Source organism: Methylocapsa palsarum, assembly GCF_900114285.1.
Taxonomy (GTDB): domain Bacteria; phylum Pseudomonadota; class Alphaproteobacteria; order Rhizobiales; family Beijerinckiaceae; genus Methylocapsa; species Methylocapsa palsarum.
The window spans coordinates 144,138-165,199 of record NZ_FOSN01000006.1 but is presented as its reverse complement, the minus strand read 5'-3'; the positions used below and the strand labels follow the sequence as shown (position 1 = coordinate 165,199).

The 21,062-nt window shown below is 63.1% G+C and carries 17 protein-coding genes; 7 read left to right on the top strand and 10 right to left on the bottom strand.

The genetic code is table 11. The features are described 5' to 3' along the window. Window positions 1-167: 167 nt before the first annotated feature. Together BM177_RS20920 and BM177_RS08785 are read right to left on the bottom strand one after the other, a co-directional pair. The gene (locus BM177_RS20920; RefSeq protein WP_175492540.1) at window positions 168-1,523 is read right to left on the bottom strand and encodes a DUF5666 domain-containing protein; all 1,356 of its coding nucleotides are present in this window, start codon (window positions 1,521-1,523) and stop codon (window positions 168-170) included. Next, window positions 1,520-2,422, bottom strand: coding sequence for a DUF6502 family protein (locus tag BM177_RS08785; RefSeq protein WP_244532218.1), 903 nt, complete (start codon window positions 2,420-2,422; stop codon window positions 1,520-1,522). Before BM177_RS08785 ends, BM177_RS20920 begins: the two co-directional genes overlap by 4 nt. A 111-nt stretch (window positions 2,423-2,533) precedes the next feature. On the opposite strand from BM177_RS08785, the gene BM177_RS08780 reads away from it, so the two are divergent. Further along, window positions 2,534-2,752, top strand: a complete 219-nt coding sequence (locus tag BM177_RS08780) for a hypothetical protein (RefSeq protein ID WP_175492539.1) — start codon at window positions 2,534-2,536, stop codon at window positions 2,750-2,752. A gap of 96 nt (window positions 2,753-2,848) precedes the next feature. Then, window positions 2,849-4,441 (top strand): glycosyltransferase, encoded by a 1,593-nt coding sequence (locus BM177_RS08775; RefSeq protein WP_175492538.1) that lies wholly within the window; start codon window positions 2,849-2,851, stop codon window positions 4,439-4,441. Between the two features lie 128 nt (window positions 4,442-4,569). Here BM177_RS08775 and BM177_RS08770 read toward each other — a convergent pair whose 3' ends face one another. Continuing rightward, complete coding sequence (locus BM177_RS08770) at window positions 4,570-5,589, bottom strand: exostosin domain-containing protein (RefSeq protein WP_091681200.1); 1,020 nt, start codon at window positions 5,587-5,589, stop codon at window positions 4,570-4,572. 278 nt (window positions 5,590-5,867) lie between these two features. Here BM177_RS08770 and ubiE point away from each other — a divergent pair, with 278 nt between their 5' ends. Both ubiE and ubiB read left to right on the top strand, forming a co-directional pair. Then, window positions 5,868-6,617 (top strand): bifunctional demethylmenaquinone methyltransferase/2-methoxy-6-polyprenyl-1,4-benzoquinol methylase UbiE, encoded by a 750-nt coding sequence (gene ubiE, locus BM177_RS08765; RefSeq protein ID WP_091681198.1) that lies wholly within the window; start codon window positions 5,868-5,870, stop codon window positions 6,615-6,617. Window positions 6,618-6,692: 75 nt separating this feature from the next. Beyond that, a complete protein-coding gene (gene ubiB / locus BM177_RS08760) occupies window positions 6,693-8,273 on the top strand; it encodes a 2-polyprenylphenol 6-hydroxylase (RefSeq protein WP_091681196.1) in 1,581 nt (526 codons plus the stop codon). Between the two features lie 110 nt (window positions 8,274-8,383). On the opposite strand, the gene BM177_RS08755 is transcribed toward ubiB, so the two are convergent. Further along, complete coding sequence (locus BM177_RS08755; protein ID WP_091681194.1) at window positions 8,384-8,683, bottom strand: hypothetical protein; 300 nt, start codon at window positions 8,681-8,683, stop codon at window positions 8,384-8,386. Between the two features lie 342 nt (window positions 8,684-9,025). Here BM177_RS08755 and coaBC point away from each other — a divergent pair, with 342 nt between their 5' ends. From coaBC to BM177_RS08740, 3 genes are read left to right on the top strand one after another with little or no spacing between them, the layout of a single operon-like run. Then, entirely contained in the window at window positions 9,026-10,285 is a 1,260-nt protein-coding gene (gene coaBC, locus BM177_RS08750) for a bifunctional phosphopantothenoylcysteine decarboxylase/phosphopantothenate--cysteine ligase CoaBC (protein WP_091681192.1), read from the top strand. Next, window positions 10,282-10,764: a dUTP diphosphatase gene (gene dut / locus BM177_RS08745; protein WP_091681190.1), complete on the top strand. Its 483-nt coding sequence runs from the start codon at window positions 10,282-10,284 to the stop codon at window positions 10,762-10,764. The genes coaBC and dut overlap by 4 nt, the downstream gene beginning before the upstream one ends. Continuing rightward, entirely contained in the window at window positions 10,761-11,210 is a 450-nt protein-coding gene (locus tag BM177_RS08740; protein ID WP_091681186.1) for an RrF2 family transcriptional regulator, read from the top strand. The genes dut and BM177_RS08740 overlap by 4 nt, the downstream gene beginning before the upstream one ends. A gap of 120 nt (window positions 11,211-11,330) precedes the next feature. Here the strand turns inward: BM177_RS08740 and BM177_RS08735 are convergent, their stop codons facing one another. The 6 genes from BM177_RS08735 to nusA all read right to left on the bottom strand — a co-directional run bounded on the left by BM177_RS08735 (window position 11,331) and on the right by nusA (window position 21,053). Beyond that, entirely contained in the window at window positions 11,331-14,387 is a 3,057-nt protein-coding gene (locus BM177_RS08735; RefSeq protein ID WP_091681184.1) for an O-linked N-acetylglucosamine transferase family protein, read from the bottom strand. A gap of 124 nt (window positions 14,388-14,511) precedes the next feature. Further along, window positions 14,512-15,414 carry a tRNA pseudouridine(55) synthase TruB gene (gene truB / locus BM177_RS08730; protein ID WP_091681182.1) on the bottom strand — a complete coding sequence of 301 codons (903 nt, stop codon included), beginning with the start codon at window positions 15,412-15,414 and terminating at the stop codon, window positions 14,512-14,514. Next, window positions 15,411-15,875, bottom strand: coding sequence for a 30S ribosome-binding factor RbfA (rbfA, locus tag BM177_RS08725; RefSeq protein WP_091681180.1), 465 nt, complete (start codon window positions 15,873-15,875; stop codon window positions 15,411-15,413). The genes truB and rbfA overlap by 4 nt, the downstream gene beginning before the upstream one ends. A 105-nt stretch (window positions 15,876-15,980) precedes the next feature. Then, a complete protein-coding gene (gene infB, locus BM177_RS08720) occupies window positions 15,981-18,635 on the bottom strand; it encodes a translation initiation factor IF-2 (RefSeq protein WP_091681178.1) in 2,655 nt (884 codons plus the stop codon). Then, window positions 18,632-19,480: an RNA-binding protein gene (locus BM177_RS08715; protein ID WP_091681176.1), complete on the bottom strand. Its 849-nt coding sequence runs from the start codon at window positions 19,478-19,480 to the stop codon at window positions 18,632-18,634. The genes infB and BM177_RS08715 overlap by 4 nt, the downstream gene beginning before the upstream one ends. Next, complete coding sequence (gene nusA / locus BM177_RS08710) at window positions 19,446-21,053, bottom strand: transcription termination factor NusA (protein WP_091681174.1); 1,608 nt, start codon at window positions 21,051-21,053, stop codon at window positions 19,446-19,448. The genes BM177_RS08715 and nusA overlap by 35 nt, the downstream gene beginning before the upstream one ends. Window positions 21,054-21,062: the final 9 nt, after the last annotated feature.

Genomic DNA, 21,062 nt, shown 5'->3' with positions numbered 1-21,062 from the left:
GGCCGTTGGGGCAGCTGCGGGTCACATTTCTCGTTCATCCGATTTTTGATGTTATGCGGCTTGGCGAAAATGAAACAGGCGGCGGGAGGCTTGCAGCGGGAGACTTGGCCAACGCAAGCGAATTCAAGGCCCCAAAGACAGCCGGAATCGCCCCCCGAGATGAAACGCTAACGCCGCCCGCCTCCTCCGCCGAACCAGCCTCCTCCCGTTGGGGAGCCGCCGCCCCCAGGTCCTCCTGGTCCGTTCAATCCGCCAGGTCCAGTAAATCCGCCCGGACCGTTAAATCCGCCAGGCCCGTTAAACCCGCCTGGTCCGTTAAACCCGCCAGGTCCGTTAAACCCGCCAGGTCCGTTAAACCCACCTGGACCATTAAATCCGCCGGGACCTGCCGGCGCGGAGCCGCCGCCTGGCCCCCCGGAACCGTTGGGGACGGATCTTTGATCGCCCGGCGCGCCGCGGCCATCACCCTGCGGATTTAGCGAGCCATGCGGGCCCTGCGGCGCTCCGGGCGAGGGTCCGACATTGGGAGACTGCGGCCCGTCGAAACGCCCTGATCCGCCCTCGCCCCCCGGCGCGCCGGCGCGATCCGAGCCTCCGCCATGGTCGATGCGGATGGACGTGACCCGCAAATCGCCATGCCGATCAAAGTCCGTTTGGATCACCGCGAGGACGGCGCGTTTGAGCGGAAGCTGCGAGTCGGCGCTCGCCGTGACCGACAACCCCGACCCTAGGCGAAAGCCGCCCGGACTGCGTTCGACATAGGTTTCGATCGAGAGCTGCGAAGGCCCGCGAAGCAGCCCCAGCGCGCCGCGCCCCTCGGCGACCTCGAAGGCGGAGTTCATCAGGCGGCCCCGCAAGACGGCGCGCTGGCCGATCAGCAAAGGGTCAAGCTTCGCAAGCCGGAGGCGTCCGATCGCCGGCGCGCCATCCGGCGCGACGTCGACCGGTCCGGCGATCTGCTCGAAGCTCCCGTCCCGCCTTTCGATGAGGCTCGCGACGATCACCCCGTCGGGTCGGCGCAAACCGCCGACAGCGACGTGATCGCCAATCGCCCAGCGGCGCTGCGCTTTCGGCAACCGATTGAGCGCCACCGTCTGGCTCAGAACCGTGAGGCTTCCGGCGCCGGCTTTCTCGACGCGTCCGACCACTTCACTCGTGACGGCGATCCGACGTGTTGAAAAGCGGCCGGCGCTCTCGGTCGCCACAACATGGACCACTTGGCCGATTTTAAGCGCCCTCACGCTCGCGTCCTCACCGTCGATCCGGACTGCGGCATTCTCGGGATAGTCGATGTGCGCGCCATTCACGACGATACTGCCAAAGCGGCGGATAGTGCCGACAAAGCCGGTGCCGCCAATGCCCCGATCGCCTTCGCCCGATTCCGGAGTCAGCTGCGCGCCCGTGCCGCCGATGCCTTGATCGCGTGGACCGCCGAGAACCCTTGACGCTCGCCAGAGGAGTCCGTGCGTCGCCGCGAATAGGGCCAGAACGCGCCGACGAGAGAGGCGAGGAGGAGCGCTCAAGCCGGTTTGTCCCCACCGCCGGATCGCTCGGCCTCTTGCGCCGGCGAATCGTCAATCGCCGCGTTCTCCTCCTCGCCGTTCTCTTCCTGCGCCCGGTAAACGTAAATCCCCATGATCCACCGGTGACGGCCGCCTGAATCGGTCGCGCAGGCCGCATGAGCCTCACGATTGGCCTCTTGCAAAGCGGACATGGCGATCTCGCTTGAGCGCTTCTCCAACGAGGCGGCGAGATCCTCCGACAGGCCATCATAATGCACGGCGCGTTCAAGGAACCGCGGCCCCTCGCCAAGTATGTTGGCGACGGCGGCCTCGGCGTGGTCATGCAGATTGCGGCCGAAATAATAAAGCTGCTGATCGCTGCCGCTCTGCGGCAGGAACGCCGCCTCGGTCAGAACGACGCATCCGTCGGAATCGATCATGACGATGTGGCGATCCAGCCATTCGTCGAGCACGGCGCGCGGGCGCACGTCACGCGTCACGGATTCGACAAGGGTTTCGAAACTGGCCTCCCCGGCGCCTTGATCCATCCGGGCGAGCGGGCGCGGACGCCCTTGCGCATCGGTGAATTCGGGGGCCGCGATCCAGCGCGCGATGATGCGGCTCGCGCGCGAGATCGCCACCGGCGTGGCGCTGATCGGCGCCCCGGCTCCGCGCAGCCGCCGCACCTCCTTGCGATGAACTCCGGTCAACAGGCTGACGCGGCTGTCGGTCTGCTCCTTCCCGGGCAGGGAAAAGTCGTGTTCGGCGACGTTCACGTAAAGCTCACGGAGCAAGTCGACCAGCGCCGGAAACGTCATGCCGCAGCGGATGCACAAGCGCACGAGCGGTCGAAGCAGCTTCGCGATCGGCGGCTGCAATCGGTCCGCGACGGACGGCGCCTGACTCGACGTTTCATTCATGCATCAGCCTATGGAGGAATTCTGCGTGGGATTCAATCCCACGCTCTTGACGTGGGAAAATTTCCCGCATATACCTCATGTGTGATATTTTCCCACACCGTGAGAGCGATGATGTCCCTCAAGCTCAGTCCCTCCCCTGAACTCAAGAAGCGGCCGCTTTCGGCCACCGGCCAGTCGCCTCATATTTTGGCGGCGCGGCGCGGATTGCTGTTCACGGGAGCAGCGCTTTTGCTGACCGTCCCGTTAGCCGTCGCCACGCACCACGCCTCTCACGACCCGGCCCAGGCGCGGCTTCCGTCGTTCACGATGGCCATCGGCCCCGCCCGCTAATCTCTCCCTTTCCCGATCACCCGGCCGCCCAATCAGGCCCGCCACGCCATGAGGCGAGGCGAGGAACGGCGCGCCCATTTCTTGAGGACAGCCCAGATGGAAATGAAATTCATGCCGATCCTTGGCGCCCGCCTTCGGCTTCTGGCGCCAACGCCGCGGGCCGAGCGCCATGCCTGCGCAAAAGCGCATGGTTCGAAGCATCGTCTGACAGCGGCCGCTTTCAGGCTTGGCCCGACCATTCTGGCTGTGCTGCCGCACGCGATCGCCAAAGCGCTTCCTCGCGTCGTGGCGCGACTGGGCGCCGCCGCGCCCGATCGCTTGCAGGCTCAGGCCGGCAAAACCCTGGATGATCGCGGGCGGGACAAGGCTTCGAGCGACGTCTCGAGGCCCCTTCTTTATATCGATCTGACCGACGTGATCTGTCACGCGATCTGGCACAACTCGTGCGCCGGCATCCCGCGCGTCCAGCTGGAAATCGCGACGCGGCTTTACAGGTCGGACTCTGATGTTTGCGTCTTTGGCCGCCATCGATCCCAGTGGTGGGCGCTGGGATCGTTGATCAGAGAGGCCGATGGCGACATCGATCTGCTTTTCAAACTGCTCAAGGAAAGTTTCACAAAGGCCGAATTCAGCCTCGCTGGGATCAAGGCCATCTCCCGCCGCCGCAGGCGTCCGCCGATCCCGCATCAGCCGCAAGCGCCTGCGTTCGGCCCGCAAGATCGTCTGTTCATCGGCGGCGCCTTCTGGATCGAGCCTGAAATCATTCGCCTCGCCAGGGCGGCGGCGTCGGCCGGCGCTCATCTCACTGTGCTGTTTCACGATCTCATCCCGCTGACGATTCCCGCGTTCACAGGTCACGATTTCGCCGCCGAATATCGGGCGGCCCTGCGCCTGCCGGCGCATTTCGTCGTCACGAGCGAACTTAGCCGGAGTCAACTGAAACAGGTCCGCCTGCAGATTGCCGACGTCCCAGGCAGGACCTGCACGTCCGTCATATCCCTCGCCGACGAGTTTCCAGGCTCGGCGCGAAACCAGCGCGCCATTGCGTTGACGGAACGGCTCGAACCGCTGGCTGACCGGAGTTTTGCCCTCTGCGTGGGGACCATCGAAATTCGCAAGAATCACATACTTCTGATCGAAGCCTGGCGCGAACTCGAGACCGAGCTCGGCTGTACGCTGCCAAAGCTGGTCATCGCGGGGCGCCGCGGCTGGAAAGCTGACGCGGCTCAGGCAGAGCTGGACGCGCTGGTCGGCGACGATCCCCTGATGTTCATCGAAGCGCCGTCGGACGCCGAGCTTCGCTGGCTCTACGCGTCCTGCCAATTCACGGTGTTTCCGAGCTTCTTTGAGGGCTGGGGTCTTCCTGTCGGCGAAAGCTTCTGGTTTGGCAAACCCTGCGCCGTCTCCAGTTCGCAATCCATCGCTCCGGTCGCCCGTGATCTGTGCGTGCGCTTTTCGCCACATTCAAAAGAAGAGATGAAGGACGCCATCCGGAGCCTGCTCAAGCCGTCGACGCGCGAATATTACCGCGACAAGATCGAGGCGGCGCCTTTGCGGACCTGGTCGGAGGTTGCCGTCGATATCGAAAACCTGCTCGCGGAAGCCCGCCCCGTGAGCGCAGCGCTCTCCAGAGCATATTCCGATCGGATTGAATCGATCCAATCGACAAAAATATGCTCAAGCCTTTGACTCTGTAGCGATTTCTGATCGATCGCATGACTTCATGCGATCGGAAAGCGCTCGAGCGAAGGTCTGCAATCGTTTGGATCGAGGCGATAAATAAGGCGCGACGCCCTCCCCACGTCAGCCCGTGCGCCTCATCGGTTGAGTTCGTAAGGAAATTTTCTTCCCGCCGATTTGTATCCAAACAGCACGGCCTCGCGCAGCGCCGCCCTGGCGGCCGCTTTGGTTTGATCCAGCGCTCGACGCAGAGGATAAATCGTCTGGATCAGACGTTCGCGAGTCTCGTTTCTGGTCTCGAGCAAATGCCGGATCTGTTTTTCCAGCAAAGCTCCGAGTTTTGCAGCGGAAATGGTTTCATCGAACGTCCGTCGCGCGAGCGCGCCGCGCTCCCGCCATTCCCCCTCGTGCGCTCTTATGATGTCGTCGAGTCGGGTCACGTCGGATTCTTTGACGAATAAACAGAAGCTCCAATCCACGCCTTCGATAGGGATCCAGGAATCCGCCATAACGACTGGCGCGCATCCGAGCTCCATAGCCTCGAAGAGACGAATGCTAGAAGAGCTTGAGCCGCGCGGGCAAAGCGCGAATTTCGAGGACAGCAGGGTTTCCACATAGACGCGTTGCTGTTCACTGCGCGCTTCAGGATTTCCAGTCGAATTCCAGTGTTTGTAAAAATCCGTCCCTCTGACCAGGACATCTTCAGGGGAGCTGTTTTTATATTGTTTCAAAAGGCGCTTTCTCGTCCAGCATGTGCTTCCGCCCATGAAAGAGTAAAGCCAGCGCTTTTCAAAATCGGACCCTTTAAGCCTGTTGATCCATATATTTCGTTTCCCGGGTTCGTTTTCGATCGAATAGAGATAGTGGATCACCGTCTGCGCTCGGCCCTTCGACAACATGCATTTGAAATTGGAAGCGTAAAGCGCCGGGATATAATAACTCAGATGATCTCCGTCAGATATAGCGATGCATTTTGACCTGAATTGCCTGAACGCCGGATCTTTTCGAATATATCCCGGCTCATCATCCGGTAAAAGAATCGCCTCTGCGTCCTCAGGACCAGAAAGAATGCGAATCTCTTCGATATTTTTAAGAACGCTTAGAAGATCATGATAGGATGCCTTCTTCTGTACGCTCTGAACGCATATGTTTATCATATTTTATCACCCCGTATATATGATAAATATTCATATTCATCCGCCATACGACTGAAATATACTCTAACGACATAACGGTTATACTATGACGAGATTCGGAACGAATTACGCCTTTTAAGGGCAGCCTCGCTTCGCCGTTTCCGCCAGAATCGAAAGCGGCGGCTTCCTCGATCGCGCAGGGGGAGTTGCAAAAGCTCCGGCGCGCGGCCATAGCTGCGCGGCGGGCTTTATCCGTCCGTGACCATTCACCCGCCGAGCCGGATCGAGCGCCAAAACCCATGTCCGACGAAACCCATTTTGGCTTTTCCCGCGTGCCGCTTGGTGACAAGCAGGCGAAGGTCGACGAGGTGTTTCACAAGGTCGCCTCGCGCTATGACCTCATGAACGATCTCATGTCGGGCGGCCTGCACCGGGTCTGGAAGGATATTTTCGTCGCGAGGGTCAAACCGCCGCGGCACGTGAAGTTCCGCCATCTCGACGTCGCGGGCGGCACTGGCGACATTGCGTTCCGGGTGGCGAAGGCGGGGTCACGCAAGACCGAAATCACGGTGCTCGACATCAACGACGACATGCTGGAGGTCGGCCGCCAGCGCGCCGCCCGGCGCGGGTTCGAGGCGAAGCTGGATTTCGTCGAGGCGAACGCCGAGGATCTGCCGTTTGAGGACAATAGTTTCGACGCCTATACGATCGCCTTCGGCATCCGCAACGTGCCCCGCATCGACAAGGCGCTGGAGGAAGCGCAGCGTGTCTTGAAGCGCGGCGGGCATTTTCTTTGCCTCGAATTCTCCAACGTGAACATTCCGGGCCTCGACCGGCTTTATGAAGCCTATTCGTTCCACGCCATTCCCCTCCTCGGCCGGCTCGTGACGGGAGACGAAGAATCGTACCGTTATCTCGTTGAATCCATCGCGAAATTCCCAGACGCCGAAAGCTTCGCCGCAAGGATCACGGACGCCGGATTTGACCGGGCCTCGTTCACAAGGCTGTCCGGCGGCATCGTCGCCATTCATTCGGGCTGGAAGCTTTAGCCGGATGAAGCGCGCGTCCTTGAACGGGGTCGGGGCGCCGGCCCTCCCGACATCAGACATCCGCGGGCGGACCTCGTGCGTTTTTCGATAGGCTCCTTGCTGCGTCTTGGCCGCGCCGGATACGTGCTGGCGCGCGCCGGCGTCTTCAGCGACGTCGTCCCCGCCAATCTTCCGCCTCCCGCCCGCATTCCGCTCGCGCTGGCGAAGCTGATCGCCAAGGGCGGCGGCAAAAGCGGCAAGCGGGGCCTCGCCAATCTTCCCGGAGCGATCAACCGACTCGGCCCCTCGTATGTCAAACTCGGGCAGTTCCTGGCGACCCGCCCCGACGTGGTCGGCGCCCGCGTGGTCGAGCAGCTCGAAAGGCTGCAGGACCGGATGGCGCCCTTCCCGCACGATGTCGCCATTGCGACGGTCGAAGCGGCCTTTGGCCTGCCCATCGACAAGATCTTCATCGCCTTCGGCGAGCCGGTCGCCGCCGCCTCCATCGCCCAGGTCCACAAAGCGAGGGTGAAGGATCTGGAGGGCGAACGCGACGTCGCCGTCAAGGTGCTTCGCCCTGGCGTCGAGCGGCGATTCCGGCGCGACCTCAACGACATGTATTTCGCCGCCCGTCTCGCCGAACGCTGGAGCGACGAGGCGAGGCGACTGCGGCCCGTCGAGGTCGTCGACACGCTGGCGCGCTCCGTCAAGATGGAGATGGACTTCCGGCTTGAGGCGGCCGCGGCGTCGGAGTTTCGCGAGAACGCCGCCCGCGACAAGGATTTCCGGGTTCCGGCGATCGACTGGGAGCGGACCGAAAAAGAAGTTCTCACGCTCGAATGGATCGACGGCATTCCGCTGTCCGACATTCAGGCGCTGGCGCGCAAGGACTACGACCTGCCCCGCCTCGGCGCGACCGTCATCCAGTCTTTCCTACGCCACGCGATGCGCGACGGCTTCTTCCACGCCGACATGCATCAGGGCAATCTGTTCGTCGACGCGGACGGCAAATTGACCGCCGTTGATTTCGGCATCATGGGGCGACTTGGCTTCAACGAGCGGCGCTTCCTCGCCGAAATCCTCTACGGCTTCATCACCCGCGATTACCGCCGCGTGGCCGAGGTGCATTTCGAGGCGGGCTATGTGCCGCGCATCCACAAGGTCGAGGATTTCGCGCAGGCGATCCGGGCGATCGGCGAGCCGATTCATTCACGCACGGCGGACCAGATTTCGATGGCGAAGCTGCTGACGCTTCTCTTCGAAATCACCGGCCTTTTCGACATGAAGACCCGGATCGAACTCGTTCTCCTGCAAAAAACCATGGTCGTCGTCGAAGGAGTCGGACGCACGCTCGATCCGAAGCTTGACATGTGGTCGACCTCGGAGCCCGTGGTGCGCGCCTGGATCGAGGACAATCTCGGTCCCCTGGGCAAGCTGCAGGACGCCGGACGCGCAGCGGCGACGCTGTCGCGTTTCGCCGCCAATCTGCCCGTCGCCCTCGTGCGGGCCGAAAATCTGGTCGCCAAACTCGAACGGATGGCGGACGACGGCCTTGAAGTGTCCGAGGCCTCGATCAAAATGCTCGGCGAAGCGAACGCGCGTCAGTCGCGATTCGGGGATCTGGCGCTGTGGATCATCGCGCTGATCGGCCTGTTGCTCTTGTGGCGCGTGAAATGATGATCGCGTCGAAATTTCGCGGTCGCCGCGCCTTCGCTAAAAACGCCAATGGCGGGCCCCTTGACCCGCCATTGACTAAAGCTTCGGAAATCAACCGAGATTTCAGACGGTCAATGAAGATCCTGAACGCCGCTGTGAACGCCGGCGCGAACCTTGCCCTCGACCCAGGCGAAGCCGGATCCGGGAGACGCGCAAGCGATGTCATGCTCCCCGATCAGGCGGTCGCACAACATGACGCAAATGTCCTCCAGCGGCGCGCTGGTGTCGTTCTCCTCGGTCATGCGGTCGATCGAGGCTTCCTCGATTTCTTCGCCATCGACGAGATAAATGATAAAGACCTCTTCATGGCCTGGAACGCCGTGCGCGTTGACCCTGAACGTTTCCCCTTGATATTGAAATTCTCGTACCATTAGGTTCGCAGCCTCTTCTTGGTAGGTTTAGCGACAGGTTGGCGGGCGGCAGGACACCCGCCGCGATAGGGCGGGAATTCAGAAACGGCGCGACCATAAACCGACGCACGCATTGGTCAAGCCTTAGAGCGCTTTCCGATCGCATGAAGTCATGCGATCGATCAGAAATCGCTCCAGAGTCAAAAGCTTGAGCATATTCTTCTCGATTGGATTGATTCACTCCGATCGGAATATGCTCTAGCGCCGCCCCTTTGGCGGCGTCAAACACTCAAGCCCGCTTGTACTCCTTTTATCCGGGGGTTGCCGTCGACGTGCTGGCCAAGGCGGGAAAGGTCGCCGCGCATGAGCAGATCAGAGCAAAAACGCATCCTTCTCATTATCGGCGGCGGCATCGCGGCCTATAAGACCCTCGATCTCATCCGTCGTCTGCGCGAACGGAACATCCTGATCCGCGCGGTCATGACCGCTGCGGCGCAGCAGTTCGTCACTCCCCTGTCGGTCGCGAGCCTGACCGGCGAGGAGCCGTTCGACGATCTGTTTTCGCTGACCAGAGAAGCCAAAATGGGCCATATCGAACTGTCCCGCGCGGCGGACCTCGTGGTCGTCGCCCCCGCGACAGCTGACCTCATCGCCAAAATGGCGGCTGGCCTCGCCAATGATCTCGCCTCGACGCTGCTTCTCGCCACCGACAAGAAAATCCTCGTCGCGCCAGCGATGAACCTGCGCATGTGGCTGCACAACGCGACGGCGCGCAACATCGCGGCGCTGCGCGGAGACGGCGTCCTGTTCGTCGGCCCCGACGACGGCGAAATGGCCTGCGGCGAATACGGCCCCGGCCGGATGAGCGAACCTCTCGCCATCGTCACGGCGATCGAGGCGGCGCTTTCGCAGGACACGTCCCTTCCCTTGCCTGCCGACGTCTGGCGGACGCCTTCCGCCGGGCTTCTCGCCGGCCGCAGGGTCATTGTCACCTCCGGACCGACCCATGAGCCGATCGACCCGGTGCGCTATATCGCCAACCGTTCGTCGGGAAAGCAGGGCCACGCCATAGCCAAAGCCGCACTGGCCGCGGGCGCTTCGGTGACGCTGGTGACGGGACCGGTCAATCTCCCCGATCCTCCGGGAGCATCTTGCATCCATGTCGAAACGGCGAGGGAGATGTACCGGGCTGTCGAGGCGGCATTGCCCGCCGACATCTTTGTCGGCGCGGCGGCGGTCGCCGACTGGCGCGCTGAAGAAAGCGCGCCCGAGAAGATCAAAAAAGATCCAGACCAGCGCCCCGCCCTGACTCTGGTGGAAAACCCCGATATTCTGGCGGCGGTCGCGCGGCGCGGCGGCGGGCGTCCCGCGCTTGTCGTCGGATTCGCCGCCGAGACTGAAAACCTGATTGACAACGCCAAGGCCAAACTCGCCCGCAAAGGCTGCGACATGATCATCGCCAATTCGGTCCGCTCCGAAGCCGGAACTTTCGGGGGTGAGCGAAACAAGGTCGCCGTCGTCACCGCCGCGGGCGTCGACCCCTGGCCGGAATTGACAAAGGGCGAGATCGGCGAGCGGCTGATTGTTGCGCTCTCGAAGCTGCTTCCGGGCGCCGCCACATGAGCGTCGCGATCGCCATAGCAGTGAAGATCCTGCCGCATGGGGAAGGATTGCCCTTGCCCGCATATCAAAGCGAGGGCGCCGCCGCGCTTGATCTCCTCGCCGCGCTGCCTCAGGGAACCAGAATCACTCTCGGCCCCGGCCAAAGACGCCTTGTTCCGACCGGGCTGGCGATTGAACTTCCGCGCACGCACGAAGCCCAGATCCGGCCACGGTCGGGACTGGCGCTCAAGTCCGGCATCACGGTGCTGAACGCTCCGGGGACGATCGATTCCGACTACAGGGGCGAAATCGGGGTGCTTTTGATCAATTTCGGCGAGGCGCCATTCGACATTGTCCGCGGCGCGCGGATCGCGCAACTTGTCGTCGCGCCCGTGTCTCGGGCCGAGTTGGTCGCGACGCGCGATCTGACGGCGACCGCGCGGGGGGCGGCGGGGTTCGGATCGACCGGGCAGATGGCCGGCGAGGGAGGCGGAGGATGATGCTGCTCTCGCGCCGCGGCCATCTCGCGCTGGCGGCTGTGCTCGATATCGCCCTTTACGCGCGTCCGCTCCCGGTCGCCGCCAAGGCGCTCGCAGGCCGGCTCGAACTGCCACCCCGCCGGCTTGAAACGCTGCTGCAGGCGCTGGTCCGCGCCAATATTTTAAAGGGAGTGCGCGGCCCGCGAGGCGGCTACGAACTCGCGCGCGAACGGCGCAGGATCACGGCGGCGGCGGTGCTGCGGGCCGTCCTCGATGGCGGCGAAGACGAACCCGGCGAGGAAGCAGACTGCCGGATGGTCGCGCATGTCATCGCCCCGATGGTCGAAACGGCCGCCGCCGCATTTCTGAAGGAACTCGAACGCATCACGATCGACGATATCTGCCAGCGAGCGGAAGAACTTAAATTGCTGGACGAAACCGCGTTCGGTCCAGATTTCACGATATAGAGCGCTTTCCGATCGCGATCGATCAGAAATCGCTCCAGTTTGAAAACCTTGAGGATAGTCTCATCGATCAAACTGAGACGCTCCGCTCTAAATCAACCGCCTGAAGCAGACTGAAGACTTCTACTCCCGTCTGATCGCGATGACCTCCATGCAGAGCCGGTAGCGTTCGCTGACGCCATATTCCACCGGCTCAAACCCGTGCGCGTCCAGAAGCGCGTAGAGCCGCCTGCGGGTGAAATTGTGGTAATGCTCTATTTCTCCCCAATAGGGATTGACCTTGTTGGAGTGCAACAGGCGCCAAACCATATTCTCCATGTTTGGCATCGACAAAAACAGCGCTCCGCGCGGCCGCAACAGGCGATAGGCGGCGGCAAGCCCTCGTTTGGGAAAGGGCAGGTGTTCGAGCACATCAGCCATGCTGATGACGTCGTAACGTCCGGCGTGATCGAGATCCTCGATCGAAACGCAATGCGCCTCGAGACCGAGGCGGTTCAGGGTTTCGACATTCGCCGCGCGGAGATCAAGGCCAACCGGCTGATAACCCCATTCCTCGGCCGTGAACAGCAGCGAGCAGTTGCCGAAGCCGACATCGAGCCAACGGCCGCGGGGAACATGGCGGGCGATGCGCTCGACCATCCGGCCCGACACCGGGCGCTGGCGCTCCATGTCGTGTCCGACGGTCTGATTGGGGTGGATCTTTTCGAAAATCAACGCTGCGGCCTCGGGACCAAAATAGCCCTGCGTAAAGACATGGCCGCAAGCCCCGCATTCGCGCCAGTTCATGACCGGCGGCAGCGATGGCTGATAGAGCGCGTGGGCCGTGCAATCGGCGCCGAGCACAAGCGGAATATCGCGGCTTTCGCAGAGCGGACAGGCCGGATAATCGATGCGCTCGATCCGTCGCGGCTCCGTATGCCGCGCCGGCGCTCCAGGGGATGGCGCGACAGCGAAGGCGCGGGGCTCGCCGCCGTTCGCCCAGGTCTCCCACATCTGCGTCAACGCCGCCTCGAGATGACGCGTGTAGGCCTCAATATCGAAGAGCGGTGTTCGCCTCAAATTGCCAAGTAGCCGATGCCGGAATGTCTGTAAAAGCCCCGGCGCGCTGGCGAGACGCAGCGCCATGGCTTCATAGGCGGCGGGCGAATCCGTCACCAGTTCCGGCAATCCGACGGCGCGCAACAGACTTCCGGCGACGCGCCCGGCAAATGTCTCGCCCGCATAGGTCAGCAGCGGCAGGCCGGCCCATAAAGCGTCGCTCGCCGTCGTATGCGCATTGTAGGGCGATGTGTCGAGAAACAGGTCCGCCAGGCGGTGACGCGCAAGATGCTCGGGCGAGGCCTGCTTCGGCGCAAAAACGAGCCGGTCCGGATCGAGCCCGCGGCGGGCCGCTTCCTTGCGAAGGTTGTCTTTGACGAGCGCATTGGCGTCGAGCAGCCAGAGGACGCTCCCCGGAATGTTGGCCAGGAGCCTCATCCAGATGTCGAAGAAATCCGGCGTGATCTTGTAGGTGTTGTTGAACGAGCAGAACACGAAGCCATGTTCGGGCAGACCGCAGGCCGCGCGCGTCGGCGTCAATTCGGAGATCACCCGCTGCGTGTCGTTTGGCTGATAGCAATGCGGCAGATGCGCGATCTTTTCGCTGAAAAACTCCTGCTGGTCGAAGGGCAGGACAAAAGGATCGGCGATGATGTAGTCGATGAAAGTCGCGCCCATCGTCCCCGGAAAGCCGAGAAAGTTGACCTGTACCGGCGCTGGCCGCCTCGCCGAAATCCCGGTGCGCGCGCCCTTCGTGTAACCTTTCAATTCGATGAGGACGTCGATCCTGTCCGCATGGATGCGCGCAGCGGCCGCATCGTCCGAGAGCGCTCTCACATCGACAAACTCGTCGAAAGCCGCGCGCAGTCGCGCCCCCAGCGCGCTGAAATCGTCCGGCCCATGCGAATAGGCGATGATCTCGAAACGGGTCTTGTCGTGACGCTCGAAAAGTTCGGCCATGAGAAGCGCGGTCGCATGGCGGCAGAAGTCGGAGGAAAGATAACCGATCCGGAGCTTCCGGCCGCCCTCGTAAACCTCCCTCGCGGGCGTAAAATGTTCAAGCCTTGTCGAAACGGCCGCCGCGTGCGAGCGGCAGATCTGAAGCTGATCAGCGGCGGTCGTCGCCATGCTCAAGACGGCGAAAGGATGCACGCCCTCGCAATTTTGCGCGATGAGGGCGCTCAGTTCGGCTTCTTCGTTTTTGATCCCGTCCCAGTCGCAGACGAGGCGCCGTTTATGTTGCAGCCAGACTCTGATCGGAAGCATCTCCGGATCAAGCTTGACGGCGGCGGCGAAGCAATCGATCGCCTCGCCGAGACGACCAAGGTTCTCGAGCGCGGCGCCAAGGTTGGCGTGGGCTTCCGCCATTGCCGGACGCAGCGCGATCGCTTCCCGATACGCCGCGCTAGCCTCTTCGTACTCCTCGTCCTGCAACGCGTTTCCAAGGTTGACGTAGACCTCCGCGAAATCCGGCCGCAGCGCGATCGCGCGCCGATACGCCTCGATCGCCGGACCCGGCCGGCAAAGCTCCCGGAGCACATTGCCGAGATTGAAATAGGGCTCGGGCGCGTCCGGCCGTTGCGATATGATCGCCTCGCAGACGGCGACCGCTTCCTGCGGCCGATTCAGCTTGCGCAATACATTGGCGGCGTTGGCGTGCGCCTCGACGAACCGCGGATTGAGGGCGGCGGCCCGCCGGTAGGCGTCGAGCGCGTCGCCCAACAAACCCTGGTCCTCGAACGCATTGCCCAGATTTGAATAGGCCTGCGCGCAATTCGGGTCGAGGTCGATCGCCCGCCGTGTCGCGGCGATGGAATCATCCGGTCTGCGCAAAGCCCGGAAAATGGCGCCGAGATTGGAAAGCGCTTCGACATAATCGGGCTTGGCTGCGACCGCCCGCGCGACAAGCCGCGCCGCGGACTCATGGTCTCCGCGCTGGTGCGCAATCAGCCCCAGATGATGAAGACAAAGGAAATGATCCGGCTGCGCCGCGAGGACATCGGCATAAAGGCGATGGGCTTCGCCGTAGCGGCCGGCGCGATAATATTCGAGCGCGTTGGCGAGGTCCTGCTGGATCTCCGCCGCGCGACTCGGATCCTCGGGGCGCGCCGTGGTGTTGGTCTCACGTTGCGTCAAAGCCATGGTCGTCACTGCGCCGCTCCTGAATTGAGCGTGCAGAAATAACAGGCGGCCCTTGCCTCAAACGTGAGCCCCTCCAGCCGCCGCCCCTCCAAAAAGAGGCGAAGCCCTCGCCCGGAGCCAGCCGCTAAAAAGGCAGGTTGAAGACGCGGGCCGGCACCAGTTCACCGTTCTCGATGGCGCCGACGGCGATGACGACTCCGCCGCACGCGGCGTAGGCGGACCCGTCCGCGGGCGCATCCGCGCCTCGCAAAAGCACGGGCTGGCCGCGCCGGAGTCTCGCCGCCGCGTCCCTGTCCACGGCGATGCGCGCCATTTCGCCGAGGCCCGCCTCGACCCGGCGCATCGCCCGGCCATCGAACACGCCCTCCGTCAGCTCCGTTAGGGTCACCATATCCGCTTCGCGGAACGGGCCGACGCGGGTGCGCCGGAGGGCCGTGACGTGGCCATAACACCCTAGAGTCCGCCCAAGGTCCCGGGCGATCGCGCGCACATAGGTGCCCTTGCCGCAGGTGGCCTCGAAAACAGACTGATCCTCATCGCTGCGGATCAGGTCGAGCGTATGGATCGTGACAGGACGGAAGGCCAGATCCGGCGTTTCCCCATCCCGCGCAAGATCGTAGGCGCGCTCGCCATTGATCTTGATCGCCGAAAAAGCCGGCGGCTTTTGCTGAATCGTCCCGACAAACCCCGGCAGCAGCGCGAGGATCTCGGCTTCGGCGGGGCGACGATCGGATTGCGCCGTGATCGTTCCGTCGGCGTCGTCGGTATTGGTCTCGGCTCCCCAGCGGACCGTGAATCGGTAAGCTTTTTCTCCGTCCTGAACGAAGGGGACCGTCTTGGTGGCCTCTCCGAACGCCACCGGGAGAATGCCCGAGGCGAGAGGATCGAGCGTGCCCGCATGCCCCGCTTTCTTGGCGCTGAAGATGTGCTTCAGCCGGGACACGGCGCTCGTCGACGTCATCCCGATCGGCTTGTCAAGAACGACCCAGCCGTCGACGCATCTGCGGGTGGAGACCGGCGCGTTCATTCTGATTTTTCCGATTTGTCCGCTTGAGTTTCGCCCGCGTGAGATTCATCCGCACGAGATTCGTCCAAATGCGGCTCGAGGTCGCGTTTCACCTCGGGCAAACGGAGAAGAGCGTCGATCTTGGCGCTGGCCTCAAAGCCCGGATCGGATTTAAACCGGACGTCGGGGGCGAATTTGAGATTGATCCGGCGCGCGATTTCACCGCGCAGGTAATTCTTGTGCCGATCGAGGGCGGCCAGGACCTCGCAGACGTTCTTGCCGCCGAGCGGCATGACATAGACAGTCGCGAGCTTGAGGTCGGGGCTCATGCGAACGTCAGGCACGGTGACCACCTCGCCTTCAAGAACCGGATCGCTGATCGTCGATCGGATCAAAAGGTCGGACATGGCGTGGCGAATGAGTTCGCCGACGCGCAACATCCTCTGGGACGGCTCGCCGCCCCGTTGATGAACTCTGGACATGAGAAACTCCAGCACCCTTCCGGCGCTTATTTTCGGTGTTGCTTCAACGCGCCCCGGGATTCGCGCCATGCGCGGCCCCGGGTTCGATCGCTCTAACGCCCAAGGTCAGAGGGAGCGCTGAATCTCCTCGATTCGATAGCATTCGATGACATCGCCAGCGCGCATGTCCTGGTAATTTTCGAAAGCCATGCCGCATTCCTGACCGGCGACCACATCCTTGACCTCGTCCTTGAACCGCTTGAGGGTGGACAGCTTGCCTTCGTGAACAACGACGTTGTCCCGGATAAGCCGCACGTTCGCCCCTCGCTGAACAGTGCCGTCGGTAACCCTGCAGCCGGCGACCTTGCCGACCTTCGAGATCGTGAACACTTCGAGGATTTCGGCATTGCCGAGCATCTCCTCACGCAGCGTCGGCGACAGCATGCCGGACATCACCGCCTTCACGTCGTCGACGAGATTATAGATGATGTTGTAGTAGCGGATCTCAAGGCCTGACTGCTCGGCGAGCGCCCGCGCCTCCTTGTGCGCGCGGACGTTGAAACCGATCACCATCGCGCCGGAGGCTTCCGCCAGCGTGACGTCGGACTCCGTGATGCCGCCAACGCCGGCATGGATGACGCGCGCCGCGACCTCCTCCGTATTGAGCTTTTCCAGGGTGGCGAGGATCGCCTCGACCGAGCCCTGAACGTCGCCCTTGACGACGAGCGGGATTTCTTTTCGGCCTGCCGTTTTCAGCTGGCTCATCATGTCGGCAAGCGAGCCGCGCGCCAAGTTGCCTCGCGCGGCGGCCTTGTCGCGCTTCTGGCGCTCGCGATATTCCGTGATCTCGCGCGCCCTGGCTTCGCTTTCGACGACGGCGACACGATCTCCGGCCTCCGGCGAACCGGAAAAGCCAAGCACCTCGACCGGCGTCGAAGGACTGGCCTCGGGAGTCACCTCGCCCTGGTCATCGAGAAGCGCGCGGACGCGGCCCCATTGCGAGCCGCCGACGATGATGTCGCCGGGCCTCAGCGTGCCGCGCTGGACAAGCACCGTCGCGACGGGGCCGCGGCCCTTGTCAAGCCGCGCCTCGATCACGGTGCCTTCCGCCGGACGCGTCGGATCGGCCTTCAGGTCGAGTAGCTCCGCCTGCAAGGCGATGAGATCGAGCAGCTTGTCGAGATTGATGTTCTTTGTCGCCGAAACCTCGACTTCGAGCGTTTCGCCGCCGAGAGATTCGACCTGCACTTCATATTGCAGCAATTCGCTGCGGACGCGTTCGGGTTTGGCGTCCGGCTTGTCGATCTTGTTGATCGCCACGATGATGGGGACGTTGGCGGCGCGCGCATGAGCGATCGCCTCGGCGGTCTGCGGCATGACGCCATCGTCCGCGGCGACGACGAGAACGACGATATCGGTCACTTTCGCGCCGCGCGCGCGCATGGCGGTGAAGGCCGCGTGACCTGGCGTGTCGATGAACGTCACCTTGGCTCCGCCGGGGGCGACGATCTGGTAGGCGCCGATATGCTGCGTAATTCCGCCCGCCTCGCCCGAGACCACGTTGGCGTGACGGATCGCGTCGAGAAGAGACGTCTTGCCGTGGTCGACGTGTCCCATGATCGTCACGACAGAGGGACGCGGCGACAGATTTTCGTCGACGTCGGAGGTGTCGAAGAGGCCTTCCTCGACATCGGATTCGGAGACCCGTTTGACGGTATGGCCAAGCTCTTCAGCAATGAGCTGAGCGGTGTCGGCGTCAATCACATCGGTGATCTTCGCCATCTGCCCCTGCTTCATCATCAATTTGATGACGTCGACGCCGCGCTCCGACATCCGGTTCGCAAGTTCCTGGATTGTGATCGTCTCGGGCAAAATCACTTCGCGGGCGAGCTTTTCCTTGGTTTCGCTGACGTGCCCCTTCAGCCTCTGGGTGCGGCGGCGGAAGGCGGCGATGGAGCGGGTGCGCTCATCTTCCTCGCCGGTCGCGCTGGCGACCGTCAGGCGGCCGCGGCTCTTCTGCTCGGCGCCCTTGACCGGGCGCGGAACGATGACCTTGGTCGGCATTCCGGGCCGGCGAATGATCCGCTTGGCCTCTTCGTCCTCGACCGCGGCCGGACGGGCGGCGGCGGGCGTCGCCGGCGCCGCGGCTGGAGCGACTGATTGAGGGCTCTGGTCCTTGCGCAACGGCGAAGCGGCGCGCGCCGAAGGCGGCGGGGCCGGCGCAGGTTCGCCGCCGGCGAGGCGGCGCTTGGCTTCCTGCTCCGAACGCCGTTTGGTCTCCGCATCCTGGGCGCGGCGAACGTCCTCTTCGCGCTTGCGCTCTTCAGCCGCCGCTCGCTCGATGGCTTCGGCCGCTTCGCGCTCTTCGCGCGCTTTCGCCTCGATCTCGGCGCGCTTGCGCTCCTCGATCTCACGCTCGCGAGCGCCGGAAAGCGCGCGCGAACGGGCGTCGCGCTCTTCATCCGTCAGGGATCTCAGGATCACTCCCGAGGATGACCGTTGCGCGCCAGGGCTTGGCCGCGCCGGCGCGGCGGGCTGGGCGCGCGCCGTGGACGCCGGAACCGGAGCAGGTGTGGCGGCGGGAGGCGCGCTTTCGCGCTGAGGCGGATGCGCTTCGCCGGTCACCGTGCGGCGCTTGACCTTTTCAACGACGACAGCCTTCGTGCGGCCATGCGAGAAGCTCTGGCGCACGATGCCGGACTCCACCGGACGCTTCAGGGAAAGCGTCTTGGTGGGAGCGACAGTCAAAGTGTGGTCAACGGGGTTCTTCGTGTCACTCATAAGTCTTGCGTTCCCAGGGCTCTCACCCATTCAAATTCCCTATCGCCGGATTCGGAAGGCCGGCGCCTGACGTCAGATTCATTCGCTTTCGCGCCCTGCGCGGACAGCGGCGCCGGAAGCGTTCCGCAGCGGTACGCCGCCAACCGGCGGCATCGCGCAATGAAAGCCTCGCTCGCCGCGCCGTTCACAAGCGCTGCATGTATCACATTTGCCCGCCCCAATGCCAAATCCAATTGGCTCGACTGGAACAGATCGATCCGAGGCCTGGCGTCGGCGGAGCCGAAATGCTTCCGCAGACTCTGCCCCAATTTCCTGACTCCGTCCTCGCCGCAGCCCAGCGCATGGATCAAAGCCGCCAAGGTTCCGGCCCCTATCACGTCCTCAACCTTACCAAAACCGGCGACGACCTGACCCGCCTTGTTGGCGACCGACAGCGACTGCAGGCAATCCTTCAACAAAAGCGCCTCGATTTCCGCGGCGAGATCCTCGGACACGGCCACCTTCGTCTTGAACGCCCGGGCGAACGACTTCCGCGCAACAGCTTCAGCGACGCGTTCCGCCTTCGCCGTCACCCAAACGCCGCGGCCGGGCAATTTCCGCCTGATATCAGGAACGACCGCCGCTCCGGGCCCAACCACGAACCGGATCATGTCGTCGGGCGAGCCTTTCGCGCGCGTGAGGATGCACGTCCGCTCCGGTCCGGTTTCCGGATCGACTGTGTCGAGGCCGCCAATTTCAAAGCCCCCTGTTTCCAGCTTGGCTTCTGTTGCGGCGACGTCGGCCTGCGCCAAATCCGTCACTCCCGAATTGTCAGCCGCCAGATCCGGCTGAAACGGACTCTTCATCCCCAACCTCCAGCTCCGGCTCCGGCGCCGCCTCGATCCATCCCGCCTTGACGCGCGCGGTCATGATCAGGGCCTCCGCCTCCTCCCGGGAAATCTCGAACCCGTCGAGAATTCCCGCGTGCTTGACGCTCTCGCCGTCCTTGCGCTCGGTCCAGCCGACGAGATCGTCGGTCGCGCAACCCGCGAGATCCTCGACGGTCTTCACGTCATTCTCGCCGAATTTCACGAGCATGGCCGTCGTCACCCCGGCGACGTCCTTCAATTCATCAGAAACCCCAAGTTCCATTCGACGCGCGTCCTGTTCGGCCTCGATGCGGGCCAGATAATCATGAGCCCGGGTCTGGATCTCGACCGCGGTGTCCTCGTCAAACCCCTCGATCGAGGCGACCTCGGCCGGTTCGACAAAAGCCAGTTCCTCAACAGACCGGAAGCCTTCCGAGGCCAGCAATTGCCCAACGACCTCGTCGACGTCGAGCGCCTTCATGAAGATATTCGTGCGCTCGACAAATTCCTTTTGCCGGCGCTCGGATTCTTCGGCCTCGGTGAGGATGTCGATATCCCAGCCCGTTAGCTGGGAGGCGAGCCGGACGTTCTGGCCACGCCGGCCGATCGCCAACGACAATTGGTCATCGGGAACGACGACTTCAATACGGGCGGAATCCTCGTCGAGCACGACCTTGACGACTTCCGCCGGCTGAAGCGCGTTGACGATGAAGGTCGCCGCATCCGGCGACCACGGGATGATGTCGATCTTCTCGCCCTGCAATTCGTTCACGACGGCCTGCACGCGCGATCCCCGCATGCCGACGCAGGCCCCGACCGGATCGATCGAGGCGTCTCGCGAAATGACGGCGATTTTCGCGCGCGAACCAGGATCGCGGGCCACCGATTTGACCTCGATGACATTGTCGTAGATTTCCGGAACTTCCTGCTGGAACAGCTTCGCCATGAATTGCGGATGGGTCCGGGACAGGAAAATCTGCGGCCCGCGCTGTTCACGGCGCACGTCGTACACATAGGCGCGGGCGCGGTCGCCCGGACGGAAAACCTCGCGCGGAATCATTTCATCGCGCCGGATCGTCGCCTCGCCGCGGCCAAGATCGATGATCACGTTGCCGTATTCGACGCGCTTGACGACGCCGTTAACGATGTCCCCGATCCGGTCCTTATATTCCTGGTACTGGCGCTCGCGTTCGGCTTCCCGGACCTTCTGAACGATCACCTGCTTCGCAGATTGCGCGGCGATCCGGCCGAAATCGAATGGCGGCAGGGTTTCGGCGATCCAGTCGCCGATCTGCGCCGCGGGGTTTTTCTTGCGGGCGTCCTCGATGGTGATGTGGATCGCGTCATTGTCGATCTGGTCGACAACGAGAAGCAGCCGCGAGAACCGGATTTCGCCGGTTTTCGGATTGATTTCAGCGCGAACCTCCGTCTCCTGGCCGTAACGGGAGCGCGCCGCCTTCTGGATGGCGTCTTCCATCGAGGTAAGCACGATTTGCCGGTCGATCGACTTTTCGCGAGCGACGGCGTCGGCGATCTGCAGAAGTTCGAGCCGGTTGGCGCTGACGGCCATATTGTCTCT

Bases quoted from the DNA above. Each gene is read 5' to 3' on its own strand.
- BM177_RS08785 (WP_244532218.1), bottom strand. From the start codon at position 2,422: ATGAATGAAACGTCGAGTCAGGCGCCGTCCGTCGCGGACCGATTGCAG.
- BM177_RS08780 (WP_175492539.1), top strand. From the start codon at position 2,534: ATGTCCCTCAAGCTCAGTCCCTCCCCTGAACTCAAGAAGCGGCCGCTT.
- BM177_RS08775 (WP_175492538.1), top strand. From the start codon at position 2,849: ATGGAAATGAAATTCATGCCGATCCTTGGCGCCCGCCTTCGGCTTCTG.
- BM177_RS08770 (WP_091681200.1), bottom strand. From the start codon at position 5,589: ATGATAAACATATGCGTTCAGAGCGTACAGAAGAAGGCATCCTATCAT.
- ubiE (WP_091681198.1), top strand. From the start codon at position 5,868: ATGTCCGACGAAACCCATTTTGGCTTTTCCCGCGTGCCGCTTGGTGAC.
- BM177_RS08755 (WP_091681194.1), bottom strand. From the start codon at position 8,683: ATGGTACGAGAATTTCAATATCAAGGGGAAACGTTCAGGGTCAACGCG.
- coaBC (WP_091681192.1), top strand. From the start codon at position 9,026: ATGAGCAGATCAGAGCAAAAACGCATCCTTCTCATTATCGGCGGCGGC.
- dut (WP_091681190.1), top strand. From the start codon at position 10,282: ATGAGCGTCGCGATCGCCATAGCAGTGAAGATCCTGCCGCATGGGGAA.
- BM177_RS08740 (WP_091681186.1), top strand. From the start codon at position 10,761: ATGATGCTGCTCTCGCGCCGCGGCCATCTCGCGCTGGCGGCTGTGCTC.
- BM177_RS08735 (WP_091681184.1), bottom strand. From the start codon at position 14,387: ATGGCTTTGACGCAACGTGAGACCAACACCACGGCGCGCCCCGAGGAT.
- truB (WP_091681182.1), bottom strand. From the start codon at position 15,414: ATGAACGCGCCGGTCTCCACCCGCAGATGCGTCGACGGCTGGGTCGTT.
- rbfA (WP_091681180.1), bottom strand. From the start codon at position 15,875: ATGTCCAGAGTTCATCAACGGGGCGGCGAGCCGTCCCAGAGGATGTTG.
- infB (WP_091681178.1), bottom strand. From the start codon at position 18,635: ATGAGTGACACGAAGAACCCCGTTGACCACACTTTGACTGTCGCTCCC.
- BM177_RS08715 (WP_091681176.1), bottom strand. From the start codon at position 19,480: ATGAAGAGTCCGTTTCAGCCGGATCTGGCGGCTGACAATTCGGGAGTG.
- nusA (WP_091681174.1), bottom strand. From the start codon at position 21,053: ATGGCCGTCAGCGCCAACCGGCTCGAACTTCTGCAGATCGCCGACGCC.